Source organism: Desulfovibrio legallii (assembly GCF_900102485.1).
Lineage (GTDB): Bacteria > Desulfobacterota > Desulfovibrionia > Desulfovibrionales > Desulfovibrionaceae > Desulfovibrio > Desulfovibrio legallii_A.
This window is the reverse complement of the sequence record NZ_FNBX01000008.1, coordinates 1-24,684: the sequence shown is the minus strand read 5'-3', so window position 1 is coordinate 24,684 and position 24,684 is coordinate 1. Positions and strand designations below refer to the sequence as shown.

Here is a 24,684-nt window from a genome sequence, read left to right as displayed (position 1 = left end):
GTATGGCCATCCGCGTGACGCAGCAGTCCATGTACAATACCATGGTCAGCCAGATGCAGAGCACTCTGGCCGCCTACATGGAGAGCAACGAGCAGGGCTCCACCCAGAAGAAGATCAACCGGCCTTCAGACGACCCGGCCGGCACCTACCGCGTGCTCATGACCAGGGACGACATCAGCGCCACCGAGCAGTACGAAAGCAACGTGGATACGGCCACGGGCTGGCTGCAGCTGGCCGACGACGTGCTGGGCACCCAGCTGAGCAACGCCATCACCAGCCTCAAAAGCCTGGCCGAGCAGGCCTCCACCGGCACCTACACGGCGGAGAATCGCCAGCAGATCGCCTATCAGGCGCGGGAAATTTTTGGCGAAATCCTCAACCTTTCCAATACGCAGTACGAAGATAAAAATATCTTTGCCGGGCAGCGCTACTCCAGCAGCGCCTTTACGGAAAGCCTGGCCCTGACCAGCTGGGACGAAAACTGGGATGCGGCCATCGACGCCGGGGCCTATACCATTGAGGGCGCTTCGGACACCTCCCTGATGGTGCAGTTCACCAGCTCCGGCACCCTGGGCACGGACACCCTGAACTACCGCTGGTCCGCGGACGGCGGCACTACCTGGACCGACGCCTCTACATCGGACGCGACGCTGGATCTGGACGGCGTGGTGGTGACCATGCAGCAGGACCTGGCTGTGAGCGCGGCGGACACCACCCTAGGCGCGGGGGCCGACAACGGCACCCTGCTCTATATCCGGCCCACGGCCGTGTATCAGGGCGACGACAACGACCCCCCGCCGGACATGACCATTATGGGCGGCCCCGAAGGCCTTACGGCCGAGGCCAGCGGCAGCTTCGGCAGCAACGTGCTGGTGCGGGTGGACAGCGACGTGGACCTGAGCGCGGCAGGGGCGGGCACGGAGTTCGGCTATTCCTACAGCACGGACGGCGGGTCCACCTGGGTGCCGGCCACGGCCGTAAGCACAGGGACGGACTCGGTGCGCCTGCCCGTACCGGGCGGCTATATGGACCTGACGGCCGACGCCGCCTCCAGCACGGTGACGGCGGGCACGCAGGTGCTTATTCACCCCCGGCGCGCCGATCTGAATCTGGAAATTCTGAAAGACACATATATTTCCGTCAACAACGTGGGCAAGGATATCTTCGGCGGCTACTACGACGGCCAGGCCTCCATGACGGAAGACACCAACCTGTTTGAGGTGGCGGGCAATTTTATTGCTTACTGCGAGAACAATAACCAGGAAGGCTGCCAGCAGGTGCTGGCCCAGCTGGAAAGCGTGCAGCAGAGCGTGCTTACCCAGGTGGCCCGCATCGGCGGGCTGGAAAACCGGGTCAGCACGGCCAGCGACGTGCTGAGCTTTCAAAAGCTGGACCAGGAAGACCGCTTGAGTTATGTTGAAGACATCGACCTCACGGAACTGCTGACCAAGCTGACCCGCCAGCAACTGACGTACCAGACGGTGCTGCAATCCTCATCCCTGATTATGCAGATGAGCCTGGCCAATTACCTCTAGGACTTAGGACCGCCCTAATGCTGATTTTGACGCGCCGCCCCGGCGAAAGCCTCTACCTGGGCGAGAACATCCGCATCACCGTACTGGGGATGCAGGGCAAGCAGGTCCGCCTCGGCCTGGAAGTGCCGGAAGAAACCACAGTGTACCGCGAAGAAGTGTACCGGCGGGTTGTGGAGGAAAACCGTCGCGCCCTTGCAACCAGTAACAACGACCTTATGGTGGCTGCTGAACTATGGCACGGAACAACGAAGTAACCATCGACACCCGCCTTGGGCAGCGGAGCATCGACATGGACAAGGCGGTGCACTTTCCCCGCGGGCTGGCCGGATTTGAAACCGAGCGGGATTTCATCCTGCTGCAGATCCGCCCGGAGGCCCCGCTGCTGATCCTGCAGAGCGTGCACACGCCCCAGGTGGGTTTGCTGGTGGCCGATCCCTACAGTTTTCTGGACAAATCCTACGCCCCGGTGCTGGGCCCGGCGGAACGCCAGCTGCTTCAGCTGGAAAACCCGGACGAGGCCGTCCTGCTGGTTACCGTGTCCATTCCTGTCGGCGCGCCGGAGCAGGCCGCCCTTAACCTTACGGGCCCCATCTTCATCAACCACAAGGTCCGCCTGGGCGTGCAGGTGCCCCAATGCGTGGAGGGCCCGCAGCAGATCAACATGCATACTCTGCAGCCCGTGCAGCCTGTGCAGCCTGTGCAGCCGTCCGTGGCCGCCCCCACAGACTGACCGCCCCTGCTGCGGCGCAGCATTTCTGTCCCCCGAAGCCCCTGGCGGCTTCGGGGGATTTTTGCGCCCGCCGCCCGGCGCGCGTGCATGGGGGCGGAGCTGCTTGACATGGCTGCAGGGCAATGTATTGTTATTGTAGTGGCTATCTTGCAGCCGCAAGAGCCCGGACCTTTTACCACGCCATGGAGGAGCAGCGTCATGGAAATGGAACGCAGCAATAAATTCGATTGGACGTGTCTGCTTATTGGGGTGTTGTTTCTGTTTGTGGCGCTGGTCGCCTTCAGAAATCCCGCGGCCAATCTGGCGGCGATCACCATTGTTTTTGCCCTGGCCGCCCTGTTTAAAGGCCTTCTGCTCATCCGTTATCGCGGCGAAAGCCTGATGCGGCTGATCGTGGGCGTTCTGGATGTGGCCATCGGCGTGGTGTTCCTGATCAACCTGGGCTTTTCCATGGCCATCATGCCGTATATTTTCGCTTTCTGGTTCATCATGACTTCCATTGACGCTCTGGTGTATTCCTGGCCGTTGCGGCTGCTCAACAGGGGCCTCTATATCTTCACTCTGGTGCTGAATGTCCTTTGCGTTCTGCTGGGCTTTTTTATGGCGGCCAACCCTGTTTCTTCCATCCTGACCATGAGCTTCCTGGCCGGGTTTTACTTTATGAGCGCCGGCATTGTGAGCATCCTGCTGGCTTTCGGCAGGCCGCGCGCCTAGTGCAGATTGCCTTTGCGGCGGGCCTGTGTTGCCGTGCGCCGCGGCCGCGCCGGCCCCTTGACCGGGCAAGCCCTAAGCAGGCATAACAGCCTGCGGAGGCCGCGCCATGCTCAAACCGTTCTACCAGGGCAAGCTGGACACGTTTTGCGCCATTTACGCCGTGCTCAACGCCCTGCGCCTGACCCACGGCCTGCGCGTGCTCAAAGCGCGGGACATTCTAAACGACACGCTGCTGGGGCTGGCCGCCTCGCCCGATGCCTTCCGCGCCGTGCTGGAGCAGGAAACCGACTACTGCGCCCTGGTGGACGGCATGCTGCGCGTGCAGGGCCGCAATTTCCCCTTGGAAATCCGCCAGCCCTTCGCGACGCGGGACGATCCTTCTCCAGAGCAGGTCTGGGAATGCTGTGGGGGCTGGCTCAACGCCGCCGACCACCGGGCGGTCATCTTTCGCTTTACCCGCCGCCTCATTCCCGATGGCCCGGCCGTCAACCGTCACTGGACTACAGCCGACAGTCTGGAGGGCAATACCCTGCACCTTTTTGACTGCAGCCATGAGGCCGAGGCCATCCTCAACATCCATTTTCAGGACTTTGCCACCCGCGCCGAGGATGTAAACGCCCAGCGCCTGCTGCACATCCAGCCCTACACCATCCGTCTGCTGCGCCTGCCGTTTTAGGGCATGCAACTTTGAAATGCCCTTGCGGCCGCGCGAGCAGGCACCCGCTGTGGGGGCGTAAGCGCAAACGTATTACCTTTACGCTTTCGTGGCCGCGTCTGCGCCCAGGCGGCGCAGTGCAACGCACAAAATCGTCCGGTCGGGTACGCCCCGCGCGTTGTCTGAGGAGGGAAAAGTTTTTTGAAGGGGATGGGGAGCGTGTGGGGGAAGGGGGACTTTTGTTCACAAAAGTCCCCCTTCCCCCACACAATTTTTTATTCCGTCGCTTCATTCTCCGTTTCATGGCGGCCGGCCATGAGGTTGCGGTGGCCGTTGATGATCTGGCCCACCACCTGGGGTTCGGCGAGGGAGGTGGCGTCGCCGATGTCTTCGTACTGGCCGCCGGCGATTTTGCGCAGCATTCTGCGGATGATTTTGCCGGAGGTGGTTTTGGGCATGGCCTCTACGAACTGGATATGTTCGGGGCTGGCCAAGGGGCCGATGTCGCGGCGCACGGCGTCGCGCAGTTTGACGCGCAGGGCGGCGCTCCAGGGCACTTCGTCGCGGGTGACCACATAGGCGTAGATGCCTTCGCCCTTGAGGGGGTGGGGCATGGGCACCACGGCGGCTTCGCCCACTTCGGGGCAGGCGGCCAGCACGGCTTCGATTTCGGCGGTGGAGAGCCGGTGGCCGGAGACGTTGATGGAGTCGTCAATGCGGCCGAGGATCCAGAAGTAGCCGTCCTGGTCCACTTCGGCGGCGTCGCCTGAGGCGTAGCAGCCGAAGCGGGAGAAGTAGGACTGGTATTTTTCTTCGTCGTTGAACACGCCCTGCATCAGGCCGGGCCAGGGACGGCGGATGACCAGGTGCCCGGCGCGGCAGCCTGCTTCGGGTTCTTCGCCGTCGCGGGCGGCGGAGCCCATAACCGTGGCGTCGATGCCCGGCAGGGGTTTGCTGGCCGAGCCGGGTTTGAGTTTGGTGGCGTAGGGCATGGGGGCGATCATGGCCCCGCCGGTTTCGGTTTGCCACCAGGTGTCCACAATGGGCAGCTCGCCGCTGCCGATGTGTTTGTGGTACCACTGCCAGGCTTCGGGGCTGATGGGTTCGCCTACGCTGCCGAGGATGCGCAGGCTGCCCAGGTCGTAGCGTTCTGTCCAGGCTTCGTTCATGCGCATGAGGGAGCGGATGACCGTGGGCGCGGTGTAGAGGATGTTGACGCGGAAGTTTTCCACAATGCGCCAGTAGCGGTCGGGGTAGGGCCAGGTGGGGATGCCCTCAAACATGAGGGTGGTGGCCCCCAGGGAGAGGGGGCCGTAGACCCCGTAGGTATGGCCGGTGATCCAGCCCGCGTCGGCGGTGCACCAGTAGACGTCGTCGTCGCGCATGTCGAAGCACCACTGGGTGGTGTGGGCGGCGTAGGTAAGGTAGCCGCCCGTGGCGTGCATGACGCCCGTGGGTTTGCCCGTGCTGCCGCTGGTGTGGAGCAGAAAGAGCGTGTCTTCGGCGTCCATGGGTTCGCAGGGGAAGTCGGGGTTGAGGGTAAAGTCGTCAATAAGGTCGTGCCACCAGATGTCGCGGTTGCGCTGCATGGTCACGCCGTCCAGCCCGGCGTGGCGCACCACCACCACATGGGCCACGGAGGGGCATTTTTCCAGGATAGGGTCGAGGTTGGCCTTCAGGGGTTTGCATTTGCCCCCGCGCACGGCGGCGTCTGCGGTGATGACCACGCGGGCCTTGCAGCCTTCGATGCGGCTGCGCACGCCGCCTTCGGCATAGCCGGAGAAGATGGCCGTGTGGATGGCCCCGATGCGGGCGCAGGCCAGCATGGCGATGAAGAGCTCCGGGATCATGGGCATGTACAGGGCCACATGGTCGCCCTTGCGGATGCGCAGGGAGCTTAAGGCGTGGGCCACCCGGCAGACCTCGGTATAGAGCATCTGATAGGTGTAGCAGCGCACGTCGGTTTCTTTTTCGCCCTGCCAGATGATGGCGGCTTTGTTGCGGCGGCCGGAGATGAGGTGCCTGTCAATGCAGTTGAACGAGGCATTGAGTTTTCCGCCCACAAACCACTTGTATTTATGGCGTACTTCGTCAGCTTCTAGTACCTTGTCCCAGCGTTTGAACCAGTGGATCAGTTGCGAAGCTCGCGCACCCCAGAAATCGTTGGGGTCTTCCAGGGCGCGCCGGCAGAGGGCGTTGTATTCCTCCGGGCCGCAAACCCAGGCGGAAGTCTTGCCGTGCTCTGGCGGAAGATAGCTGCGGTTTTCATTCAACAGTGTGGTGATCCGCTCCTGGGACATGGTCCTGTCCTCCCTCCTGTGGTTAATGATTGTGTAACGGGGGTGGCAACACGCCATGATAGCTCATTACGGAGATTGGAGAGAGGCGTCAATAGGCCGGAATTGTTTGGTCTTTCAGTCATTGTTGTGATTTTTTGAACAAGGCGGCCGGTTTTTGCGGCCTGGGACGGTGGAACGGGCATTGGAATGGCGTTACAATTGAAGAATTTTTTCACAATCGGGCTGAAAAAATATGAAAATTTTTTTGGGGAAGGGGGGAATTGAGCAAGGGCAGGCGCAATGCCCCTGCGGCTGGGGTGCGGCGTATTGACAGGCGGCGTTTTTTCCCCGCATGATAGCAGAAAATTATTATGGCGCGTGGACTGCTGTGTTTTTGCGGCGGCGTTTTGCCGGGAGGGGAAGGGCAGTCGGGGATGGATTGTCCGCAAAAGAGGTGGGTTATGCCCGGACCCTTGCCGGAAAAGCTGGCGGTCGCCGTAACGTTTTTCTTTAAGGAAAGCCGGTTCCAATACCTCAGGCGCGTTTGCGAGGAGTTTAAAAACTTTGCCGCGTCCGTTCAGGTCCATATCTGTACAAATTCTTCTGAGACGGAACGTCTCGTCGCGGCAAGCTCCCTGTGCAATGCCGGCAATGTGCAGTATGCGTTTCATGTGCCGAATCTGCTGGGGCATCCATACCTGCTGACCTGGATACACCGCCAGGTTTTTACAGAGCTTTATGCGCAAGACGCCAGCATTACGCATTTCCTTTACCTTGAAGATGATACGCTGGTTTTGCCGCGAAATGTGGCCTACTGGCTGCGTGGGCGGGAGCTTTTGCGGAAAACGCGCCAGTACCCCTCTTTTGTGCGCTATGAGCTGCGGCGGGGCGACGGCCGGGCGTATGTGGTGGACCAGGCGGAAAGCCAGTGCATGCGCGCTCTCCCCTATCTGACGGTTTCGGAAGAGTACGCTTTCATTAACCTGCCCAATCCGTATCAGGGCATGTATCTGCTGGACAGGGAACTGATGGGGGAATTTCTGCGCAGCCCGGCGGTCAACCCGGATTACGGCGTCTGGAATATCCGGGAAAAGGCCGCGCAGGGGCTGACCTTCGTGGCGGTGCCCAAGGGATTTTATTCCAGGAATCTTACGGGCTATCTGCGCAAGCAGGGCCTGCCCGATCCGGATTGCCTCGTGCGGCATCTGCCCGCCAACTATACCCATAGCCCCCAATACGTTGCAGGCAAGGTGCCTGTGGAGGCCCTGTGCCTGCCGTGACGCAGGGCATTGCAAAATTGAAATGCTCTAGTCGGACTGCGGCGGCAAAGCGCGGGCGCAGGGCTCGGCCGGGAGCCGGCCTACAGAAAGTCCGGGTCAGCCGCGGCCTTGCCGTCGGCCAGCATGATGCGCACATAGTGCAGGCTGTGTTCGTCTACCGGGATGATGGGGAAGGGCTGGCCGCAGCCGGGGCAGCGCACCATGCGCGGTTCCGTGGGGCTGGCCTGGGGCACATGCTTGCCGCAACCGGGGCACTGGTAAAAGAAAAGGATTTCCATGCCGTCCGGGGCCACGGGTTCTATGGGGCGTCTGGGTTCAGCCACGGGTAAGCTCTCCTGTAAGGTCGCGGCCCGTCATGGCCGGGGAAGGGGGCAGTCCCCAAAGCCCCAGCAGGGTGGGCGCCACGTCGGCCAGGCGGCCGTCGGCCAGGGGGCGCGGCAAGCCTTCGGGCTGCAGCAGGATGCAGGGCACGGGGTTGGTGGTGTGGGCCGTGTGCGGGCGGCCGTCCGGGGTGAGCATGGTTTCGCAGTTGCCGTGGTCCGCAATAATGAGCATGCGGCCCTGGCGGCTTTTGACGGCCGCGGCCATGCGGCCCACGCACTGGTCCACGGTTTCGCAGGCCTGCACGGCCGCGTCCAGCACGCCGGTGTGGCCCACCATGTCGCCGTTGGCCAGGTTGCAGACCACCAGATCATAGACGCCGCTGTTCCAGGCTTCCACAAATCTGTCCGTCACCTGTGCGGCGCTCATGGCCGGCTTGAGGTCGTAGGTGGCCACCTCGCGGGGGGAGGGCACCAGGATGCGGTCCTCGCCGGGGAAGGGCGCTTCCGCGCCGCCGTTGAAAAAGTAGGTGACGTGGGCGTATTTTTCCGTCTCGGCCAGGCGCAGCTGGCGCAGGCCGTGGTCGGCCGCAGTCTCGCCCAGACCGCCGCGGACAGCTTCTTTGGGAAAGGCCGCGGGGATGTTGAAATCGGCTTCGTAGGCGGTCATGGAGGCCACAGCCGTCAGGGCGGGCACGCGGCCCCGGTCAAAGCCCGTAAAATCCGGCTGGATAAAGGCCTGCACCATCTGGCGCATGCGGTCCGCGCGGAAATTGAAGAAGAAGAGCGCGTCGCCGTCGGCCATGCCCGGCGCGTCCTCGCCCGCAAAGGCGACGGGCTGGATGAATTCGTCCGTAACGCCCGCCTGGTAGGCGGCCTCCACCGCGGCCACGGGGTCCTGGTCTGTCAGGGGCCGGGCGTGGACCATGGCCTGCCAGGCCAGGGTCAGGCGCTCCCAGTGCTTATCGCGGTCCATGGCGTAGTAGCGCCCGGTCATGCTGGCCACGCGGGCGGCGGGCTGGCCTTTGACGGCCGCCAGCAGGGCGCGCATGTAGTCCGCGCCGCTGTGCGGGTCGCGGTCGCGGCCGTCCATGAAGCAGTGGATCCGTACGGGGATGTTGCGGGCGTGGGCCAGCGCGCAGAGCGCCTCCAGGTGGCGGATGTGGCTGTGCACTCCGCCGTCGGAGAGCAGCCCGGCCAGGTGCAGCCGCCCGCCGGTGCGGGCCGTCGCGTCCAGCAGGGCCGTAATGGCGGGGTTGGCGGCAAAGCTGCCGTCCTCCAGGGCCAGGTCGATGCGGGTCATGTCCTGGTAGACGATGCGGCCCGCGCCGATATTGAGGTGCCCCACCTCGGAATTGCCCATGTAGCCCGCGGGCAGGCCCACGTCGCGGCCCGAAGCCGCAAGGCGGGAGTGGGGGCAGGCGGCGTTGAGCGCGTCCAGCTGAGGCGTTTTGGCCAGCCAGGGCGCGTTGCCCGGGCCGGGCGCGGCCAGGCCCCAGCCGTCCAGGATAAGCAGCAGGGTGGGCGTAAGGCGCGCGCGGGATGTCGTCATGGGCGCGCCTCCCCGGCGTTGTGCGCCCCCCAGAGGGCCTCCAGGCCGTAAAGGGCGCGCATGGGCTCCTGAAAAATGTTCACCACCAAGTCGTTCATATCCACCAGAATCCACTGGCCGGCGGCATAGCCTTCGGTGCGCAGGTATTCGTAGTTGCGCAGGCGGCAGAGTTCGCCCAGGCCGTCGGCCAGGCTGCGGGCGTGCCGGGCCGAACCGGCGCTGGCGATGACCAGGGCCGTGGTAAAGGCGTTCTGCCCGTTGAGGTCCAGGCTGACCACGTTGAGGGCTTTGTGCTCTTCCAGCCAGCGGGCCACGTCCGCCATGCGGGCGGCCACGGAGAGGGCCGAATGACGCCTGGGGGAGCCTGTGCCTGGGGCGGCGGGTGGGGTTGTGCTTTCCATAGCGCAAAACATACCGTAAAGCCGGGCGGAGAGCAATGCCGGGCCGCTCGCCGTATTGACCGCACCGGCGCATTGCGGCATACCAAACCGATACGCCGGTTGTACGGCCGCGTCCGGACGTCGCCCCGGACGCGGATTTTTGCGCCACTGTCAGCAATCCAAGGAGAGGGCCGTGCTTTTTGATATGCAACAGGAAACCCTGCCGCGCGAGGAACTGGAGGCGCTGCAACTGCGCCGTCTGCGCAATCTCTGCGCCCGCGTGTACGCCACAGTGCCGTTCTACGCCAAACGCTTCGCGGAAGTGGGCGTTACCCCGGACGACATCAAAACGCTGGACGACGTGCGGCGGCTGCCGTTTACGGAAAAGCAGGACCTGCGCAACCACTATCCCTTCGGCCTGTTTGCCGTGCCCAGGGACCACATTGTGCGCCTGCACGCCTCCAGCGGCACCACGGGCAAGGCCGTGGTGGTAGGCTACACCGCCCGCGACCTGGAAACCTGGGCCGGGCTTATGGCCCGCAGCATGGCCGCCGCAGGCGTGAACAGCACGGATGTGGTGCATGTGGCCTACGGCTATGGCCTGTTTACGGGCGGCCTGGGCGCGCACTACGGGGCCGAGCGCCTGGGGGCCACGGTGGTGCCCGCCTCGGGCGGGGCCACGCGGCGGCAGGCCTCCCTGCTGCGGGACTTCGGCAGCACCGTGCTCTGCGCCACGCCGTCCTATGGCCTGCACCTGTGGGAGGCCGCGCGGGAAGTGGGCGTGGATTTTCGCGAGCTGCCCCTGCGGGTGGGCATCTTCGGGGCCGAGCCCTGGTCCGAGGCCATGCGCCGGGATATTGAAGAAAAAATGGGCATCGACGCCATGAACATCTACGGCCTTTCTGAAGTCATGGGGCCGGGCGTGGCCATGGAGTGTCGGGAGGCCAAATGCGGCATGCATTTGTGGGAGGACCACATCCTGCCGGAAATCATCGACCCGGTTACGGGCGAGAGCCTGCCCCCCGGCGAGGTGGGCGAGCTGGTGCTGACCACCCTCACCAAGGAGGGCATCCCCCTGGTGCGCTACCGCACCCGCGATCTTACCAGCCTGGACTATACGCCCTGCGTCTGCGGGCGGACGCATGTGCGCATCTCCCGCCTGCAGGGGCGCAGCGACGATATGCTCATTATCCGCGGGGTCAACGTCTTCCCGCAGCAGATCGAAGGCCTGCTTATGGAGAGCGAGGGCCTTACGCCCAACTATCAGATTATTGTGGACCGGGCGGACAACCTGGATACCCTGGAAGTGTGCGTGGAGGTGAGCGACAGCCTCTTTGCCGACCAGATCCGCAAGCTGCAGTCGCTGGAGAAGCGCTTGCAGAAAAATATCAAGGAGTTCCTGGGCGTCACGGCCAAGGTGCGGCTTATGGAGCCGCACTCCATCCAGCGCTCGGAAGGCAAGGCCCAGCGCATTGTGGACAAGCGCCCCAAGGACTGAACAGCCCGTGCGGCCATGCGCAGCGTTCTGTAACCTGCGGGAAAAAATGTCACAGCAGGCTTGACACTGGGGGGCAAGCCGGATAAAAGGATTCCTCGCTGAGCGGGAGTAACTCAGTGGTAGAGTGCAACCTTGCCAAGGTTGAAGTCGCGGGTTCAAATCCCGTCTCCCGCTCCACTTTTCCTATTGGCGGCATAGCCAAGTGGTAAGGCAGAGGTCTGCAAAACCTCCATCTCCAGTTCAAATCTGGATGCCGCCTCCAGAATGCTCTTTGTACGCAGCGCCGTTTTGCATATTTGCGGGAGTAACTCAGTGGTAGAGTGCAACCTTGCCAAGGTTGAAGTCGCGGGTTCAAATCCCGTCTCCCGCTCCACTTTTGCGGGAATAACTCAACGGTAGAGTGTCAGCTTCCCAAGCTGAAGGTTGCGGGTTCAAATCCCGTTTCCCGCTCCAGAGATTTTTAAGCCCTTACAGCATTGGCTGTAAGGGCTTTTTGTATGGGAAGGGCGAGTTTTCGGGTCTACACCAAAGGTAATCGGGGCTACACCAAAGACCGGGGCAGGCGCTTTCAGCGGGCCATAACGCAGACAAGGGCGCGCGCTCCCGGCGGAACGCTGTGCCCCTGTCTGCGCGGCGGAACCGTGAAGGGCCCTAAAACCGGCTGGTGCCGGTAATAAGGACCATATCCACGGGCACGTTTTCGTGAAAGCCCAGGGTTTTGGTTTTAACCTTGGCGATTTTGTCCACCACGTCGAGCCCTTCAGTCACCTTGCCGAACACGCAGTAGCCCCAGCCGTCGGGGGTGGGGGCGGTGTGGTCCAGAAAATCGTTGTCCACCAGGTTGATGAAGAACTGGGCGGTGGCGCTGTGGGGGTCGCGGGTGCGGGCCATGGCCAGGGTGCCGCGCGCGTTTTTGAGGCCGTTGTCGGCCTCATTGGGCACGGGTTCGCGGGTGGGCTTTTCATCCATGCGGGCGGAGAGCCCGCCGCCCTGGACCATAAAGCCGGGGATGACCCGGTGAAAAATGGTGTTGGTGTAAAACCCGTCATCAACGTACTGCAGAAAGTTGGCGACGGTTTTGGGAGCCTGCTCAGGGAAGAGCTCCACCAGAATATCGCCGGAGGAGGTCTCCAGCAGCACCGTGGGATTGTCGGCCATGTTCGCTCCTTGCAACGTGGGGTATGCGGGCGCAAGCGCCGCTCTTGCGCGCACTATAGGGCAGGGCGGGGCGGATGACAATGCCCGACCGAAGGGCTATGCTCTTGTGCATGGATCCATCCCCGTCAGCGCCTGCGGGCGCTTCCGCCGACATGTTGCGGCCTTTTTCGCCGCCGGAGCAGCACATCCCGCGCCTCCGGCGCGCTTTGCTGGACTGGTTTGCCGTCAATCAGCGGCGGCTGCCCTGGCGCGTCAATTACACGCCCTATGAGGTCTGGGTCTCGGAGGTCATGCTCCAGCAGACGCAGATGGAGCGCGGCGTGGACTACTTCAATCGCTGGATGGCCCGCTTTCCCGACATCGCCGCCCTGGCGGCGGCCGACGAGGAAGCGGTGCTGCGCCAGTGGGAGGGCCTGGGCTACTATTCCCGCGCGCGGCACCTGCTGGCCGCGGCCCGCAAGATCGTGGCCGAGCACGGGGGCGTCTTTCCCTCCGATCTGGAGGCCATCCGCGCCCTGCCGGGCGTGGGGCCGTACACGGCCGGGGCCATCGCCAGCATCGCCTTCGGGGAAAAGCTGCCCTGCGTGGACGCCAATGTGGAGCGGGTCATCGCCCGGGTCTTTGATGTGGACAGCCCGGTGAAGCAGGATCCCGCCGCCGGCGTGGTGCGGCGCTGGGCCCTGCGCCTGGTGCCTGAAGGCCGCGCGCGGGAGCACAACCAGGCCATGATGGAGCTGGGCGCGCTGATCTGCCGCAAAAAGCCGCGTTGTGAGGTCTGCCCCCTGGCGGAATTCTGCATCAGCCGTCACCTGGGCATTGCGGAGCAGCGCCCTGTGCCGGGCAAGCGGGCCGTCATCAAGCCCGTGCAGGCCGTCACCGGCGTGCTGCGGCGCGCGGGCCTGGTTTTTGTGCAGAAGCGGCCGCCCTCCGGCGTGTGGGGCAACCTTTGGGAGTTCCCCGGCGGCCGGGTGGAGCCGGGCGAGAGCCCGGAAGCGGCCGTTGTGCGCGAATTTATGGAAGAAACCGCCTTTGCCGTGCGCGTGGCCGAAACCTTTGGCATTATTCGGCACGGCTACACCACCTACCGGTTGACCCTGCACTGCTTCGGCCTTGACCTGGCGGCGGCGGGGCAGACGCCCGCGGCGCAGCTGACCGCCGCCACGGAATGCCGCTGGGTGCGCCCGGCGGATCTGGAAGCCCTGGCCATGCCCGCGGCGCACCGCAAACTGGCGGACAGGCTTTTTGCCGGAAAAAATCAATGAATACGCCGCCCCCTGACCGTCGGCCCTGCCGCCGCGGCCCCGGAGTCGTCTGATGTGGGATTTTGCCTGGATTGCGGACCCTGCCGCCTGGGTGGGTCTGGGCACGCTCGTGCTGCTGGAAGTGGTGCTGGGCGTGGACAACCTGGTGTTCATTTCCATTCTGGTCACCCGGCTGCCCGAAGTGCGGCGGCGGCAGGCCTTTCTCACGGGCATTGCCCTGGCCCTGCTCATGCGGCTGGTTCTGCTGGCCTTCATGGCCCGGCTGGTCACGCTGACTGCGCCCCTGTTCGTTCTGGGCGGGCACGGCTTTTCGGCCCGCGACCTGATTCTTATGGGCGGCGGCGTGTTTTTGCTGCTCAAGGGCACCACAGAGCTGCACGACCGGGTAGAAGGGCGCGCGGGCAGTTTTTCCGGCCCGGAGCGACAGGTGGGCTACTGGCAGGTCATCCTGCAGATCGTGGTGCTGGACGCGGTTTTTTCGCTGGATTCCATCATCACTTCCGTGGGCATGGTGGAGCATGTGTTCATCATGATGCTGGCCGTGGTGGCGGCCATGGCCATCATGGTGCTGGCGGCCGCGCCCCTGCTGCGTTTTGTGGAGCGGCACCCCTCGGTCATTGTGCTCTGCCTGGGCTTTCTGCTCATGATCGGCCTGAGCCTGCTGGCCGATGGCCTGGGCTACCATATCCCCAAGGGCTACATGTACGCGGCCATCGGTTTTTCCATCCTTGTTGAGGGCTGCAACCAGTGGGCTCTGCGCAACCGGCGGCGGCGCTTCAGCATGCGGGATATGCGCGAATCCACCGCGCGGGTCATCCTCAATTTTCTGGGCGGCGGCGTGCCTTCCGGCGATGCGCAGCTGGACGCGGCGGCCCTGGCCGGGGAAGGTGGCGGGCAGCTCTTCGCCCCGCAGGAGCGGGACATGGTGGCCCGGGTCATCCGCCTGGGCGGCCGCACGGCGCGCTTCATCATGACCCCGCGCCAGCGGGTGCGCTGGCTGGACAGCCGTGCGGACCGCAAGGCCGTGAGCCGCTTTGCCGCGGAGGCGAACCTGCCCTGGCTGCCCGTGCTGCGCCGGGATACGGACGAAGTGCTGGGCGTAGTGCGCCCCGGCGACCTTCTGGCCGCCCCGCCCCCCGCGCCGGGCGCGCCCTTTGATCTGACAGCCTTTGTGCGCCCCGCGCCGACGATTTTTGAGCACACGCCCCTGCCCGTCATCCTGGACAACTTCCGCACCCACCCGGTGCCCCTGGCTTTTGTGCGCGACGAGTACGGCGACGTGGTGGGCGTGGTGACCCCGGCCGAGCTGCTCAGCATGCTGGCCGGGCAGATGGGCGACATGCCCGCCGGGCCTGAGGCCTGCCGCCGCGAAGACGGCAGCTGGGTTATGCCGGGCCGTCTGAGCGTGGACCTCTTCGCCTCCTGGCTGAGCGTGCCCCTGCCCAGACGTCTTTCCAGCGCCACCCTGGCGGGCCTGATTATGGAGCGCCTGGGCCGCATCCCCGTCAAAGGCGACCGCCTCATCTACTACGGCTGGGAGCTGGAAATCCTGCGCATGGATCGACACCGCGTCGATGCGGTGCGCGCCGTAAAAACCCTCCCCGCAGGCGTGGGGCGCAAGAAGCGCTGACGCCCCCTCGGCTGGGCCTGCCGCAGGCCTGAGGCTGCTTCCCGTTTCGCCCTGTTCTTCCTTTCACGTCTGCCGCCTTTGAGACCGCATTTGCGCAGCGCCGGGCAGGGACCGCTGCGGCTTTTGTCCGCACAGCAGCGCTGCGCCTTTGTGGCGGGCATCCGTTGGCGAGCCGCCAAAGCCTCTAGTCTACACCAAAGCCCTCCCATGCGGCAGGCTCTGGCGGCATTTTTGCGCCGCCCGTTCACGGCAACCCCTTGCCCCTCGCGTGCGGATAGTGCAGGATGCAGAATAGGGCGTAAGCCCTTGGGCCCTGCGTTTGCGCCCGTCAGGCGGGCCGCCTGCGGCTCTGGCGGAAAGGGGCAGAGAGCGGTTTTTTGCGCGCAAAAAATATTTTTTTCACATTTAACCCGTGTCACGCAAAGAACGCCGCGCAAGCCCTTGTGCGCCCACGGCAGCAGGAAAACCGCGTCCGCCGGGGCAACGCGCAATATGTGGTCTGACGCGAAAAGTGGGGCTTGAGGGCTTCCGCTCGTGATAAATTTCTTTTACAACAGTCTGAGGATATGTCAGGGTACGCCTGTGCAGCGTTTTCCCGGCTGCTGGGCGGGCGTTGCGTCCAGGCTTCTTCCCCGCACGGGGGGTGCCGGGCGCGCATTGCGGGGCAGCGGAGAAACGCGCGGGACGCGGCAGGCGGCACGCCGCCCCGCGCAGCCCGCAGGGCCGGGAGCGCCCAGGGCCCTGTTCTTTGGCATGACAAGATTGGCGCACGTTTTCCAAAGGCATTTTGCGGCATCTTGCCGCGCGGGACGCGCCGTGCGGCTTTTGTACAACTGGTTTGTGGCCCCGTTTTCCGGCCCTGTGCCGACACAATCTTGCATGGGAGGAGTGTATGCGATTCGGCAGACAGGTGTATGAGTTTCTGCTGAGCGGCTCGCAGGCTTACGCCAAATGGGATCTGGAAGTTTCCACTTCCATCCTGCGAAACCGAAAAAAGCTGCTCATTCTGCTGGCCCTGGCCGTGCCCATCTTGGCGGGCTGCCTGGCCGAAGCCTACGAATATCACGAAATGCTGGGCGGCAAGACGGCCTACGCTCCGGCCTTCTACACCACCACCATCTTTCTGGCCTCCATTGCCGTAGGCCTGGCCGCCGGGCTCATTACCGGCTGTATCGGGGCAGGCGGCGGCTTCATCATCACGCCCGCCCTTATGGCCGTGGGCGTGAAGGGCATTCTGGCCGTGGGCACGGACCTCTTCCACATCTTCGCCAAGGCCATCATGGGCACCACGGTGCACAAAAAGCTGGGCAACGTTTCCGGCAAGCTGGCTGTGGCTTTTTTGTTCGGCTCCATTATCGGCACCTTTATCGGCGGCTTTATCAATAAGGGGCTGTACAATAAGGATCCGCTGCTTTCCGAGCTTTTCATCAGCACCATCTATGCCGTGCTGCTGGGTTTTCTGGGTTTTTACGCTCTGTTTGACTTTCTGCGCAGCAGCCGCGGCCCCAAGGCCGCCAGCCAGGACGCCCACGGCGGCGGCGGCGGGCTCACGGGCGTTTCCGTCAAGCTGCAGAGCCTGACCGTGCCCCCCATGATCACCTTTGACGAAGACCTGGTGCCCGGCGGGCGGCGCATTTCCGGCTGGATAGTGGCCTGCGGCGGCGTGGTGGTGGGCCTTCTGGCCGCCATTATGGGCGTGGGCGGCGGCTTCGTCACCTTCCCCATGTTCGTGTACATTTTCGGCGTTTCCTCCATGACCACCGTGGGCACGGATATCCTCCAGATCATCTTCACCGCCGGTTTCGCGGCCGTGGGCCAGTACGCCATCTACGGCTACGTGTTCTACACCCTGGCCGTCGGCATGCTGTTGGGCTCCCTGCTGGGCATCCAGATCGGCGCGCTGACCACCAAGGTGGTCAAGGGCATCCACATCCGCGGTTTCTACGCCATCTCCATCATTGCGGGCTTCATCAACCGCGTTACCACCCTGCCCAAGAAGCTGGTGGAAATGGAGGTGCTGCACTGGTCGCCCAGTGTGGTGGGCATCATCGAGGACGTGGGCAACGTGGTCTTCTGGGTGGTGGTGGCCTTCTTCGGCCTGTGGGTGTTCAGCAAGTTTTTCCTTAATCTGGGCAAGCTCAGAGGGGAGGCCTGATTATGCTTATCCACGAGAAAGGCCCCTTTTTGCGGGGCAGCTTCCTGCTCATCTCGTTCCTGGTGCTCTTCGGCGTGCTGCTGACGCCCGTCATGCGCGACGAATACGGCAACCACATGACCGGCCTGCAGTATGCGGACAACGTTTTTAACGAGCTTTCCAAGGGCTCTTCCTACTTCATCCCCGGCGTGCGTGAGAACATCAAGACCGTGGCCGGCAAACAGGTGACGCTGACCGTCAAGCTCAAGAAGGCCGCACTGGCCCCCATGGCCGTGCAGGTGCTGCAGAAGGCCGGAGCCGTTGACGTAAGCGCAGCCGACGGCAAGGTGACCTTCAGCGGCGACCTGGGCGTCATCCTCTCTTCCGCCACGGACGACGCCGACGCCCTGTACCACAACAAGGCCGAGGCCGTTTCGCAGAAGTACGATGGGGCCCCGGCTCTCAAGTCCTCCGCCGCCTGGTGGTATGTGCTCAGCCCGGCCATCAAGGAACTGCAGAAGCAGAAGCTGGTGGCCGAAGCCCAGGTGGTGGACCATGTGGTGCGCCGCGCCGTGGAGCCCGGCAACAACTTCTACAGCGTGACGCCGGCCAAGGTGGCGGACCACGTCTGGCTCATGAGCGCCATGCTCATCTTTTATGTGCTCTATACCCTGTGGTACGGCTTTGCCATTTTTGAGCTTTTTGAAGGCATCGGCCTGGCCATGACCAAGTCCAAGGTCAAGCAGGAAAGCTAACGCTTACGGCCCGTCGGGGCCCGTCGTCGGTCTTCGGCGGCGGCCCGCGGGCCCCGGTGGAGCCCTTGCCGTCCTCCGGCTTCCGCCGTCCCATACGGAAAGCCCGCCGCGCAAAGAATGTTCAGGCATCCTTTGCGCGGCGGGCGACGTTTCTTCCCCGCTTTTCCGCCCCGGCTTCAGCGGCGGCGCAGGGCGTCCAGCACTTCCAGGGCGTCGGGCTGCTGGGGGTCGGCCTGCAGGGCGCGCAGGGCGGCGTCTTCGGCCGCCTGCTTTTTGTGCCACTCCAGATACATTCTGGCCATTTTGCCGAAGGTGGCGGGGTGCCCGCCGAAGGTGCGCAGCACGGCCTTATAGACGTTCTCGGCCTTTTCGTATTCGTGCAGGCGCAGCCAGGCCGCCACGGCCCCGGTGTAGGCGGCGGCTTCACGGGGCTGGGCCTCCATGGCTTCCTCGTACATGGCGGCGGCCTCCGTATCCTGCCCGGCGGCGGCGAAAATCTGGCCCAGTTGCAGCCGGATGTCCTTTTCGTCGCTGAATTCCTCCGCCACCCGCTTGAGAAAGGCGCGGCCCTTGGCCGTCTGCCCCTCCTGCAGAAAGCGCAGGCCCGCGGCAATGAGCTGCTTTTTGCGCTCCTGCCGGGCGGCGTTCTCCTGCTGTTCCGCCTGGGCGCTCTCCTTCTGAAGAATCTTGGCCAGCCCTTCCAGCACCGTGGCCAGGGCGGCCTCTTTGCCCGCCTGGAAGGGGATGGCGCGGGGCTTGCCGGTCTGCGCCGGATCCAGCAGGGGCTGCATGCCGCGGTGGTGGACAAGGGCGACAAGAAATTCGTCGATCTGGATGTCCAGCTCCGCCCGGGCGGAGCGCAGCAGGCGCACGCCCGCGTAGCGCTTGAGGGCCTCGGCCATGGTCAGGAGGGCGCGCTCCACTTCGTCGCGGCGTAGATAGCCTGTGGCGCGGGCCACGTTTTCACGAATTTCCTTGGGGGCGGTGGTGAGCATGGATCAATCCTTTTCTTGCCAGTGCTCCAGAACAAGGGGGCGCGCCGCCCGCAGCATGCGCAGCACCACAGGGGGCACCAGAAAATCGGGCCGTCGCCCGGCCAGCCAGAGCCGCCGCACCCGCGAGGCGCTTACGTCCAACCAGGGCAGGGGCGCAAAAATCGCAAGCCCCCCGCCCGGCAGCTCCAGGCTGGGGCAGCCCGGCAGCAGGGGCGCGCGCTCCCGCGCGGCGGGCCAGAGGCGGCGGGCCGTAGCCGCAAAAAAAGCCGCGTCCTGCCCCTCGCGCGGCACCACCAGCAGGTGGCAGAGCTCCGGCAGGGCCAGGCCGTTGCGCCAGGTAGGCAGCAAGGGCAGGTTGGGGCTGCCGAGCACAAAATAGAGCTCTGTTGCCGGTTGTTCCCGCCGGTAGGCGCAGAGCGTGTCCCAGGTATACGAAGGGCCGGGCCGACGGCCTTCCAGCCGGTTGCAGTTGAGGTCCGGCAGGTCGGCCAGGGCCGCCTCCAGCATGGCGGCGCGCAGCTCAAAGGGCAGCAGGCTTGCCGCGCGCTTGTGCGGTGGCACGGCGCAGGGCACCAGATCCACCCCGCGCGCCCGTTTGCCCAGAAGCTCCCGAACCTCAATGGCCAGCCGCAGATGCCCTATATGCGGGGGGTTGAAGCTGCCGCCCAGCACGGCCAGGCCGCCGCAGGCTTCGGCTTGCGCCGCGCCCGCCGCCGTGCCGTCCCGCGTCCCTGCCGCGGGCATCTATTGCCGCACCTGCCCCTGGCCCAGCACCACGAATTTGGTGGTGGTGAGCTCCTCAACCCCCATGGGACCGTAAGCGTGCAGCTTGGAGGTGGAAATGCCGATTTCCGCCCCCAGGCCCAGCTGGCCGCCGTCGTTGAAACGGCTGGAGGCGTTGACAGCCACCATGGAGGCGTCCGCCTCGCGCAGAAAGCGGCGGGCGTGCTCCAGGCTGCGGGTGCAGATGATTTCCGTGTGGTTGGAGCCGTAGCGGGCAATGTGCTCCAGGGCCGCGTCCAGGTCGTCCACCACGCGCACGGCCAGGACCAGGGCGTGGAATTCCTGCCCCAGGTCGTCGGGCCGCTGGGGCGTGACCTGCGCCTCAGGCGCGGCGGCGAGCAGCGGGAAGGATGCCGGGCAGGCCCGGAACTCCACCCCGGCCGCGCCCAGGCGGGCCCCCACCAGGGGCAGAAAGGCGGCGGCCGCGTCCTTGTGGACCAGCAGGCACTCCAGCGCATTGCACACGCCGGGCCGCTGCACCTTGCCGTTGTACACGATTTCCAGAGCCTGCGGCAGATCCGCATCCGCGTCCACAAAAGCGTGGCAGACGCCCTTGAAGTGCTTGAGCACGGGCATGGTGGCCGCTTCCGTAACGGCGCGCACCAGGCCCTCGCCGCCGCGCGGGATCATGACGTCAATAAAGGCGTCCAGCTTGCAAAGGGCGGTAACGGCCTCGTGCCCCGGCAGGGTGACCAGCTGGGCCGCGTCGGCGGGGAGATCCGTCTCCTCCAGGGCTTGCCGCAGCAGAGCGGCCAGGGCTTTATTGGAGCCCAGGGCCTCGCTGCCGCCGCGCAGGATTACGGCGTTGCCCGCCTTGAGGCAAAGGATGGCCGCATCGATAGTGACATTGGGCCGGGCCTCGTAAATCATGGCAATGACGCCCAGGGGCACGCGCATACGCCCCACCAGCAGGCCGTTGGGCCGTTGCCGCTGCCGTTCCGTGGCGCCCACGGGATCGGGCAGGGCCGCCACATGACGGCAGGCGGCGCGCATTTCCGCCATAATGGCCGGGGTCAGGGTCAGCCTGTCCAGCCTTGGGGCGTCCTGCCCGGCCTGGCGGGCCGCGGCGACGTCCGCGGCATTGGCCGCCAGCACGGCGGCTTCGTGCGTTTCCAGCAGCTCGGCCAGCCGCAGCAGGGCCCGGGATTTGGCTTCAGGGCTGGCCTTGGCCAGCAGGCGGGCGGCCTGCCGTGCCCGAACGCCCAGGGCGTGCGTTGCTTCCGCCAATGTCATGTGCTCTCCTTGCCGGGCCCCGCGTCGGCGGCCGACGCGCCCGCGCCGCAGGACGGGAAAGGCGCGCCGCACGGTCCCGGCGGGGGCGGATGTTACAGGGATATTTATTTTGACAGGGGAACGGCTTGTGCCTATAAAAAGAGCTTGCGCCCATGTCCGCGCCGACGCGCTTCCCCTTTGGCGTCGGCCCCCCTAAGGAGTTTTGATACATGAATCCGCAAAAGAATCAAGGCGCGCCAGACTCGCCCCTGCTGCGCGACCTCCAATCCGAAGTGAGCGCGGAAAGCGCGCCCCTGTTGCAATTCATGCTGCGCCACGCCGGGGTCATTGCCGGGGTGGTGGTGCTGTTTCTGCTGGTGCTGGGCGGCACTGGCGTCTGGCGTTGGTACCATACCTCGCGCGGGGAGGCCTCCCGCGAGGATTTGGCCCGCATCGCCCTGCTCCAGAGCGGGGCGGACCAGATGGCCGCCCTGCAGAAGCTGGCTGAAGAGGCCCACGGCTCCGTCCGCTTTGCCGTGCGCATGACCCTGGGTGAGAGCGCCCTGGCCGCAAACCAGCCCGAAGTGGCCGCGCAGGCTTATGCCGCCGCCGCTCTTGATGACCCCCGGGGCGCGTTGGGCCTGGCCGCCGGGCTCAACGAGGCCGGGGCTCTGCTCCGGCAGGACAAGGCCGCGGAGGCCCTGACCCTGCTGCAAAAGCTGCAGAGCGGCCTGCCGGGCGAGGTACGCGCGCCGCAGCTCAGGCAGATGCTGGCCGAGGTCGCCGCCGCTGCCGGGCAGCCGCGGGAGGCCGCCAAGGTTTACCTGGCGCTGGCGCGTGAAACGCAGGGCACGGGCGGCGGCTACTTCCGCGCCCGTGCGGAACGGCTGGCCCCCGACGTGGTGCGGGAGGAGGCCGACGCCGCCGAGGCGGCCAAGGCCGCGCCTGCGGAGGCGCAGAAAGCGCAGTAATTTTTCAGCGTGCGCCGGGAAAGCCCCACCCTTATGGGCGCGTCCCGCGGCGGCCTCCTCAGGGCGCGCCGGTTTCGGGCGCAAAGGGGCTTTTTCCCGCAACAGCGCGGCAACGTTGCAGCGTATTTCGGCGGCGCGGCTTCAGGGCCGCGCCGCCGTACGGTCAGTATCCAATGACGGTCCGCGCGCCAGGCGCCGGGGCCGGGAGGAAGCATGAGCGAACATCCTTTGTTGTGCGGCGCTCGCGGGGAGCGCCATCTGTTGCTGGGCAACGAGGCCATTGTGCGCGGCGCTCTGGAGGCGGGCGTGCACATGGTGAGCTGCTATCCGGGTACGCCTTCTTCCGAAGTGCCGGACACCTTCCACAGCCTTGGCGGCGCAGGCCGTTACCGCATGGAATACTCCGTCAACGAGAAAGTGGCCCTGGAAGTGGCGGCCGGCGCGGCCCTGGCCGGGGCCATGAGCTTGGTGACCATGAAGCATGTGGGCCTCAACGTGGCGGCGGATCCCCTGTTTACCAGCGTCTACACGGGCCTGCCCGGCGGCATGGTGGTGCTGACGGCGGACGACCCCGGCTGCCACTCCAGCCAGAACGAGCAGGACAATCGCACCTATGCCCGCTTTGCCCAGTTGCCCTGTTTTGAGCCCGCCTCGGCCCAGGAGGCCAAGGACATGACGCGCGAGGCCTTCCGCCTGGCGCGGGAGCTGCAGCAGCCGGTCATGCTGCGCACCACCACGCGCATCAGCCATATGCGCGGCCCTGTGGAATTTGACGATCTGCCCGCGCTGCAGCCCAAGACGCCCTTTACGCGCAATCCCGGCCGCTTCGTGCCCGTGCCCGCCGTGGCCCGCGTGCGCCACGCGGCCCTGGACGCGGTGATGGAAAAGGCCCGCCAGTTTGCGGAGGGCAGCCGCTTCAACCATGTGCGCGAGCCGGAAGCCCCCACGCGCCTGGGCATTATCACCAGCGGCGTGGCCCGGGCCTACCTGGCGGACGCCCTGGCCGCCGGCGGCTGGGAAGGCCGCGCCCGCGTGCTGGAGCTGGGCATGACCTGGCCCCTGCCCACGGAACTGCTGGGCGATTTTCTGCGCCGTTGCGACCGCGTGCTGGTGCTGGAAGAAGGCGCGGACCTGCTGGAGCGCGACCTGCGCGCCCTGGCCCAGCGCCAGGGCCTTGCCGTGCGCATCGAGGGCAAGAATCAGGATCTCACGGGCCGGGGAGAATACTCCACCACCCTGGTCATGCGCCGCCTGGCCGCCTGGCTGGACATGCCCTGCCCGGCCAAGCCCGCCCGCGCCGTGGAGAAAGACCTGCCCGGCCGTCCGCCCAACCTTTGCCCCGGCTGTTCGCACCGGGCCGTGTACTATGCGGCCCGCAAGGTCTTCGGCGATGACGCCTACTATTCCACAGACATCGGCTGCTACACCCTGGGCATGCTGCCGCCCCTGCGCACGGCGGATTTTCTGGTCTGCATGGGATCTTCCATTTCAGCGGGCAGCGGCTTTGCGCGGGCATCGGGCAAGCCGGTGGTAGCCTTTATCGGCGACTCCACCTTTTTCCACTCCGGCATGACGGGCCTGGCCAACGCCGTGTTCAACCAGCACGACATCATCCTGGTGGTGCTGGACAACGGCACCACGGCCATGACTGGCCACCAGCCCAATCCGGGCATGGTGCAGGACATGCTGGGCTCCATGAGCCAGCACCTGGACATTGAGACCATTGTGCGCGCCCTGGGCGTGACCCAGTGCGCCAAGGTGCGTTCCTTCAACGTCAAGGCCGTCATCCGCGCCCTGGAAGAAATGAAAGGCCAGCACGGCGTGCGGGTGCTGATCACCGAAGAGCCCTGCGTGCTCTACGCCCGGCGGCAGCTCAAAAAAGTGCAGCCGCAGGTGGCCGAAGTGGCGGAACAGGGCGAGGCGGCCATGACCTGTCTGCGCGAGCTGGCCTGCCCGGCCTTTTACCGCCGGGGCGACGACCTGGCGGTGGACGCCACCCTCTGCACGGGCTGCATGGTCTGCCTGCAGATAGCGCCCACGGCCTTTAAAGCGCGCAAGCGGTAAGGGGGAATACCATGAGCACACAAGACACGCAGAAAAAAATGCGCATCTATTTTACCGGCGTGGGCGGTCAGGGCACCCTGACGGCCACCACCCTGCTGGCCCGCACGGCCCTGGACGCCGGGCTGGACGTGGTGGCCGGCGAAGTGCACGGCATGGCCCAGCGCGGCGGCGTGGTGGAATCCGTGCTGCTGCTGGGCGGCTGGCGTTCGCCCAAGCTGGACCTGGGCGAAGCCGACCTGCTGCTTGGCTTTGAGCCCCTGGAAACCCTGCGCGGCCTGTCCTACCTGCGGCCCGGCGGGGCCATCTTCTCCAACAGCGATCCTTTGCCGCCCCTGAGCGTCTCCCTGGGGCAGGCCCCTTATCCGGACCTGGCCCACATTGAGGCTAAGGCCCGCGAGGTGGGCGGGCACTGCCGCTTTTTGCCCTGCCGGACTCTGGGCCGCCAGGCCGGTTCCGTGCAGAGCGGCAATACGGTCCTGCTGGGGGCTGTCTGCGCTTCCGGGCTGCTGCCTTTCGGCCCCGACGCCCTGGCCGCGGCCATCAAAAAATATCTGCCGTCCAAGCTGCATGCTTCCAATCTGGCGGCGTTGGAGTTGGGCAGTAGTAGCCAATAACTTATTATATCTCATCCGGGGCGGCGGGACGCGCGGATTTTGCCCCCTGGCGGCGTCAGCGGCCCCTTTCCGGCCGGGTCTGTACCTAAGAGTACTATCCCCGTCCGGGCGGGGCCGCTTCCTTGCCAGGGACCAAAATCCGCAGCGTCCCGCCGCCCCGGAT

At 65.2% G+C, this 24,684-nt stretch carries 23 protein-coding genes and 4 tRNA genes; 18 read left to right on the top strand and 9 right to left on the bottom strand.

The window, feature by feature from the left end; translation table 11 throughout:
• Positions 1-2: 2 nt before the first annotated feature.
• From BLS55_RS06140 to BLS55_RS06120, 5 genes are all read left to right on the top strand, one after another.
• On the top strand, positions 3-1,535 hold the full coding sequence (locus BLS55_RS06140; protein WP_092153485.1) for a flagellin N-terminal helical domain-containing protein: 1,533 nt from the start codon (positions 3-5) through the stop codon (positions 1,533-1,535).
• A 17-nt stretch (positions 1,536-1,552) separates the two neighbouring features.
• Positions 1,553-1,789 carry a carbon storage regulator CsrA gene (gene csrA, locus BLS55_RS06135; protein ID WP_092153484.1) on the top strand — a complete coding sequence of 79 codons (237 nt, stop codon included), beginning with the start codon at positions 1,553-1,555 and terminating at the stop codon, positions 1,787-1,789.
• Positions 1,768-2,265: a flagellar assembly protein FliW gene (locus BLS55_RS06130; protein WP_092153483.1), complete on the top strand. Its 498-nt coding sequence runs from the start codon at positions 1,768-1,770 to the stop codon at positions 2,263-2,265. The genes csrA and BLS55_RS06130 overlap by 22 nt, the downstream gene beginning before the upstream one ends.
• 198 nt (positions 2,266-2,463) lie before the next feature.
• A complete protein-coding gene (locus BLS55_RS06125; RefSeq protein WP_180365411.1) occupies positions 2,464-2,979 on the top strand; it encodes an HdeD family acid-resistance protein in 516 nt (171 codons plus the stop codon).
• A 106-nt stretch (positions 2,980-3,085) separates the two neighbouring features.
• On the top strand, positions 3,086-3,655 hold the full coding sequence (locus tag BLS55_RS06120; RefSeq protein ID WP_092153481.1) for a hypothetical protein: 570 nt from the start codon (positions 3,086-3,088) through the stop codon (positions 3,653-3,655).
• A gap of 254 nt (positions 3,656-3,909) precedes the next feature.
• Here the strand turns inward: BLS55_RS06120 and acs are convergent, their stop codons facing one another.
• Positions 3,910-5,934: an acetate--CoA ligase gene (gene acs, locus BLS55_RS06115; RefSeq protein ID WP_092153480.1), complete on the bottom strand. Its 2,025-nt coding sequence runs from the start codon at positions 5,932-5,934 to the stop codon at positions 3,910-3,912.
• Positions 5,904-6,584, bottom strand: a complete 681-nt coding sequence (locus BLS55_RS11875; RefSeq protein ID WP_143339526.1) for a hypothetical protein — start codon at positions 6,582-6,584, stop codon at positions 5,904-5,906. The genes acs and BLS55_RS11875 overlap by 31 nt, the downstream gene beginning before the upstream one ends.
• On the opposite strand from BLS55_RS11875, the gene BLS55_RS06110 reads away from it, so the two are divergent.
• Positions 6,585-7,193: a hypothetical protein gene (locus tag BLS55_RS06110; RefSeq protein WP_218970734.1), complete on the top strand. Its 609-nt coding sequence runs from the start codon at positions 6,585-6,587 to the stop codon at positions 7,191-7,193.
• 80 nt (positions 7,194-7,273) lie between these two features.
• Here BLS55_RS06110 and BLS55_RS06105 read toward each other — a convergent pair whose 3' ends face one another.
• Genes BLS55_RS06105 through rsfS form a run of 3 tightly spaced genes read right to left on the bottom strand, consistent with a single transcriptional unit; the run spans position 7,274 to position 9,466 of the window.
• A complete protein-coding gene (locus BLS55_RS06105) occupies positions 7,274-7,516 on the bottom strand; it encodes a hypothetical protein (RefSeq protein ID WP_092153479.1) in 243 nt (80 codons plus the stop codon).
• Positions 7,509-9,065, bottom strand: a complete 1,557-nt coding sequence (gene gpmI / locus BLS55_RS06100; RefSeq protein ID WP_092153478.1) for a 2,3-bisphosphoglycerate-independent phosphoglycerate mutase — start codon at positions 9,063-9,065, stop codon at positions 7,509-7,511. Before gpmI ends, BLS55_RS06105 begins: the two co-directional genes overlap by 8 nt.
• Positions 9,062-9,466, bottom strand: coding sequence for a ribosome silencing factor (gene rsfS / locus BLS55_RS06095; RefSeq protein ID WP_180365410.1), 405 nt, complete (start codon positions 9,464-9,466; stop codon positions 9,062-9,064). Before rsfS ends, gpmI begins: the two co-directional genes overlap by 4 nt.
• Positions 9,467-9,638: 172 nt before the next feature.
• Between rsfS and BLS55_RS06090 the strand changes: the two genes are divergently transcribed.
• From BLS55_RS06090 to BLS55_RS06070, 5 genes are all read left to right on the top strand, one after another.
• On the top strand, positions 9,639-10,943 hold the full coding sequence (locus BLS55_RS06090) for a phenylacetate--CoA ligase family protein (RefSeq protein WP_092153476.1): 1,305 nt from the start codon (positions 9,639-9,641) through the stop codon (positions 10,941-10,943).
• A gap of 102 nt (positions 10,944-11,045) precedes the next feature.
• Positions 11,046-11,120: transfer RNA gene (locus BLS55_RS06085), tRNA-Gly, on the top strand.
• A gap of 11 nt (positions 11,121-11,131) precedes the next feature.
• Positions 11,132-11,205, top strand: a tRNA-Cys gene (locus BLS55_RS06080).
• 36 nt (positions 11,206-11,241) lie between these two features.
• A tRNA-Gly gene (locus BLS55_RS06075) sits at positions 11,242-11,316 on the top strand.
• A 5-nt stretch (positions 11,317-11,321) separates the two neighbouring features.
• Positions 11,322-11,396: transfer RNA gene (locus tag BLS55_RS06070), tRNA-Gly, on the top strand.
• 198 nt (positions 11,397-11,594) lie between these two features.
• On the opposite strand, the gene BLS55_RS06065 is transcribed toward BLS55_RS06070, so the two are convergent.
• Positions 11,595-12,101, bottom strand: coding sequence for a peptidylprolyl isomerase (locus tag BLS55_RS06065; protein WP_092153475.1), 507 nt, complete (start codon positions 12,099-12,101; stop codon positions 11,595-11,597).
• Between the two features lie 152 nt (positions 12,102-12,253).
• Between BLS55_RS06065 and mutY the strand changes: the two genes are divergently transcribed.
• From mutY to BLS55_RS06045, 4 genes are all read left to right on the top strand, one after another.
• Positions 12,254-13,363 carry an A/G-specific adenine glycosylase gene (mutY, locus tag BLS55_RS06060; RefSeq protein ID WP_257243156.1) on the top strand — a complete coding sequence of 370 codons (1,110 nt, stop codon included), beginning with the start codon at positions 12,254-12,256 and terminating at the stop codon, positions 13,361-13,363.
• 52 nt (positions 13,364-13,415) lie between these two features.
• A complete protein-coding gene (locus BLS55_RS06055; RefSeq protein ID WP_092153473.1) occupies positions 13,416-14,993 on the top strand; it encodes a TerC family protein in 1,578 nt (525 codons plus the stop codon).
• 892 nt (positions 14,994-15,885) lie between these two features.
• Positions 15,886-17,148 (top strand): sulfite exporter TauE/SafE family protein, encoded by a 1,263-nt coding sequence (locus tag BLS55_RS06050; RefSeq protein WP_092153472.1) that lies wholly within the window; start codon positions 15,886-15,888, stop codon positions 17,146-17,148.
• A gap of 2 nt (positions 17,149-17,150) precedes the next feature.
• Positions 17,151-17,882, top strand: a complete 732-nt coding sequence (locus BLS55_RS06045) for a hypothetical protein (RefSeq protein ID WP_092153471.1) — start codon at positions 17,151-17,153, stop codon at positions 17,880-17,882.
• A gap of 176 nt (positions 17,883-18,058) precedes the next feature.
• Here the strand turns inward: BLS55_RS06045 and BLS55_RS06040 are convergent, their stop codons facing one another.
• The 3 genes from BLS55_RS06040 to BLS55_RS06030 are packed head-to-tail and all read right to left on the bottom strand — an operon-like array spanning position 18,059 to position 20,893.
• Positions 18,059-18,877, bottom strand: coding sequence for a tetratricopeptide repeat protein (locus BLS55_RS06040; RefSeq protein WP_092153470.1), 819 nt, complete (start codon positions 18,875-18,877; stop codon positions 18,059-18,061).
• A 3-nt stretch (positions 18,878-18,880) separates the two neighbouring features.
• Complete coding sequence (locus tag BLS55_RS06035) at positions 18,881-19,621, bottom strand: nicotinate-nicotinamide nucleotide adenylyltransferase (RefSeq protein ID WP_092153469.1); 741 nt, start codon at positions 19,619-19,621, stop codon at positions 18,881-18,883.
• Positions 19,622-20,893 (bottom strand): glutamate-5-semialdehyde dehydrogenase, encoded by a 1,272-nt coding sequence (locus BLS55_RS06030; RefSeq protein WP_092153468.1) that lies wholly within the window; start codon positions 20,891-20,893, stop codon positions 19,622-19,624. It abuts the gene before it with no gap.
• A 209-nt stretch (positions 20,894-21,102) separates the two neighbouring features.
• Here BLS55_RS06030 and BLS55_RS06025 point away from each other — a divergent pair, with 209 nt between their 5' ends.
• From BLS55_RS06025 to BLS55_RS06015, 3 genes are all read left to right on the top strand, one after another.
• Positions 21,103-21,843 carry a hypothetical protein gene (locus tag BLS55_RS06025; RefSeq protein ID WP_180365409.1) on the top strand — a complete coding sequence of 247 codons (741 nt, stop codon included), beginning with the start codon at positions 21,103-21,105 and terminating at the stop codon, positions 21,841-21,843.
• 213 nt (positions 21,844-22,056) lie between these two features.
• Positions 22,057-23,907 carry an indolepyruvate ferredoxin oxidoreductase subunit alpha gene (gene iorA, locus BLS55_RS06020; RefSeq protein ID WP_092153467.1) on the top strand — a complete coding sequence of 617 codons (1,851 nt, stop codon included), beginning with the start codon at positions 22,057-22,059 and terminating at the stop codon, positions 23,905-23,907.
• Positions 23,908-23,918: 11 nt separating this feature from the next.
• Complete coding sequence (locus BLS55_RS06015) at positions 23,919-24,521, top strand: indolepyruvate oxidoreductase subunit beta (RefSeq protein WP_092153466.1); 603 nt, start codon at positions 23,919-23,921, stop codon at positions 24,519-24,521.
• Positions 24,522-24,684 lie beyond the last annotated feature (163 nt).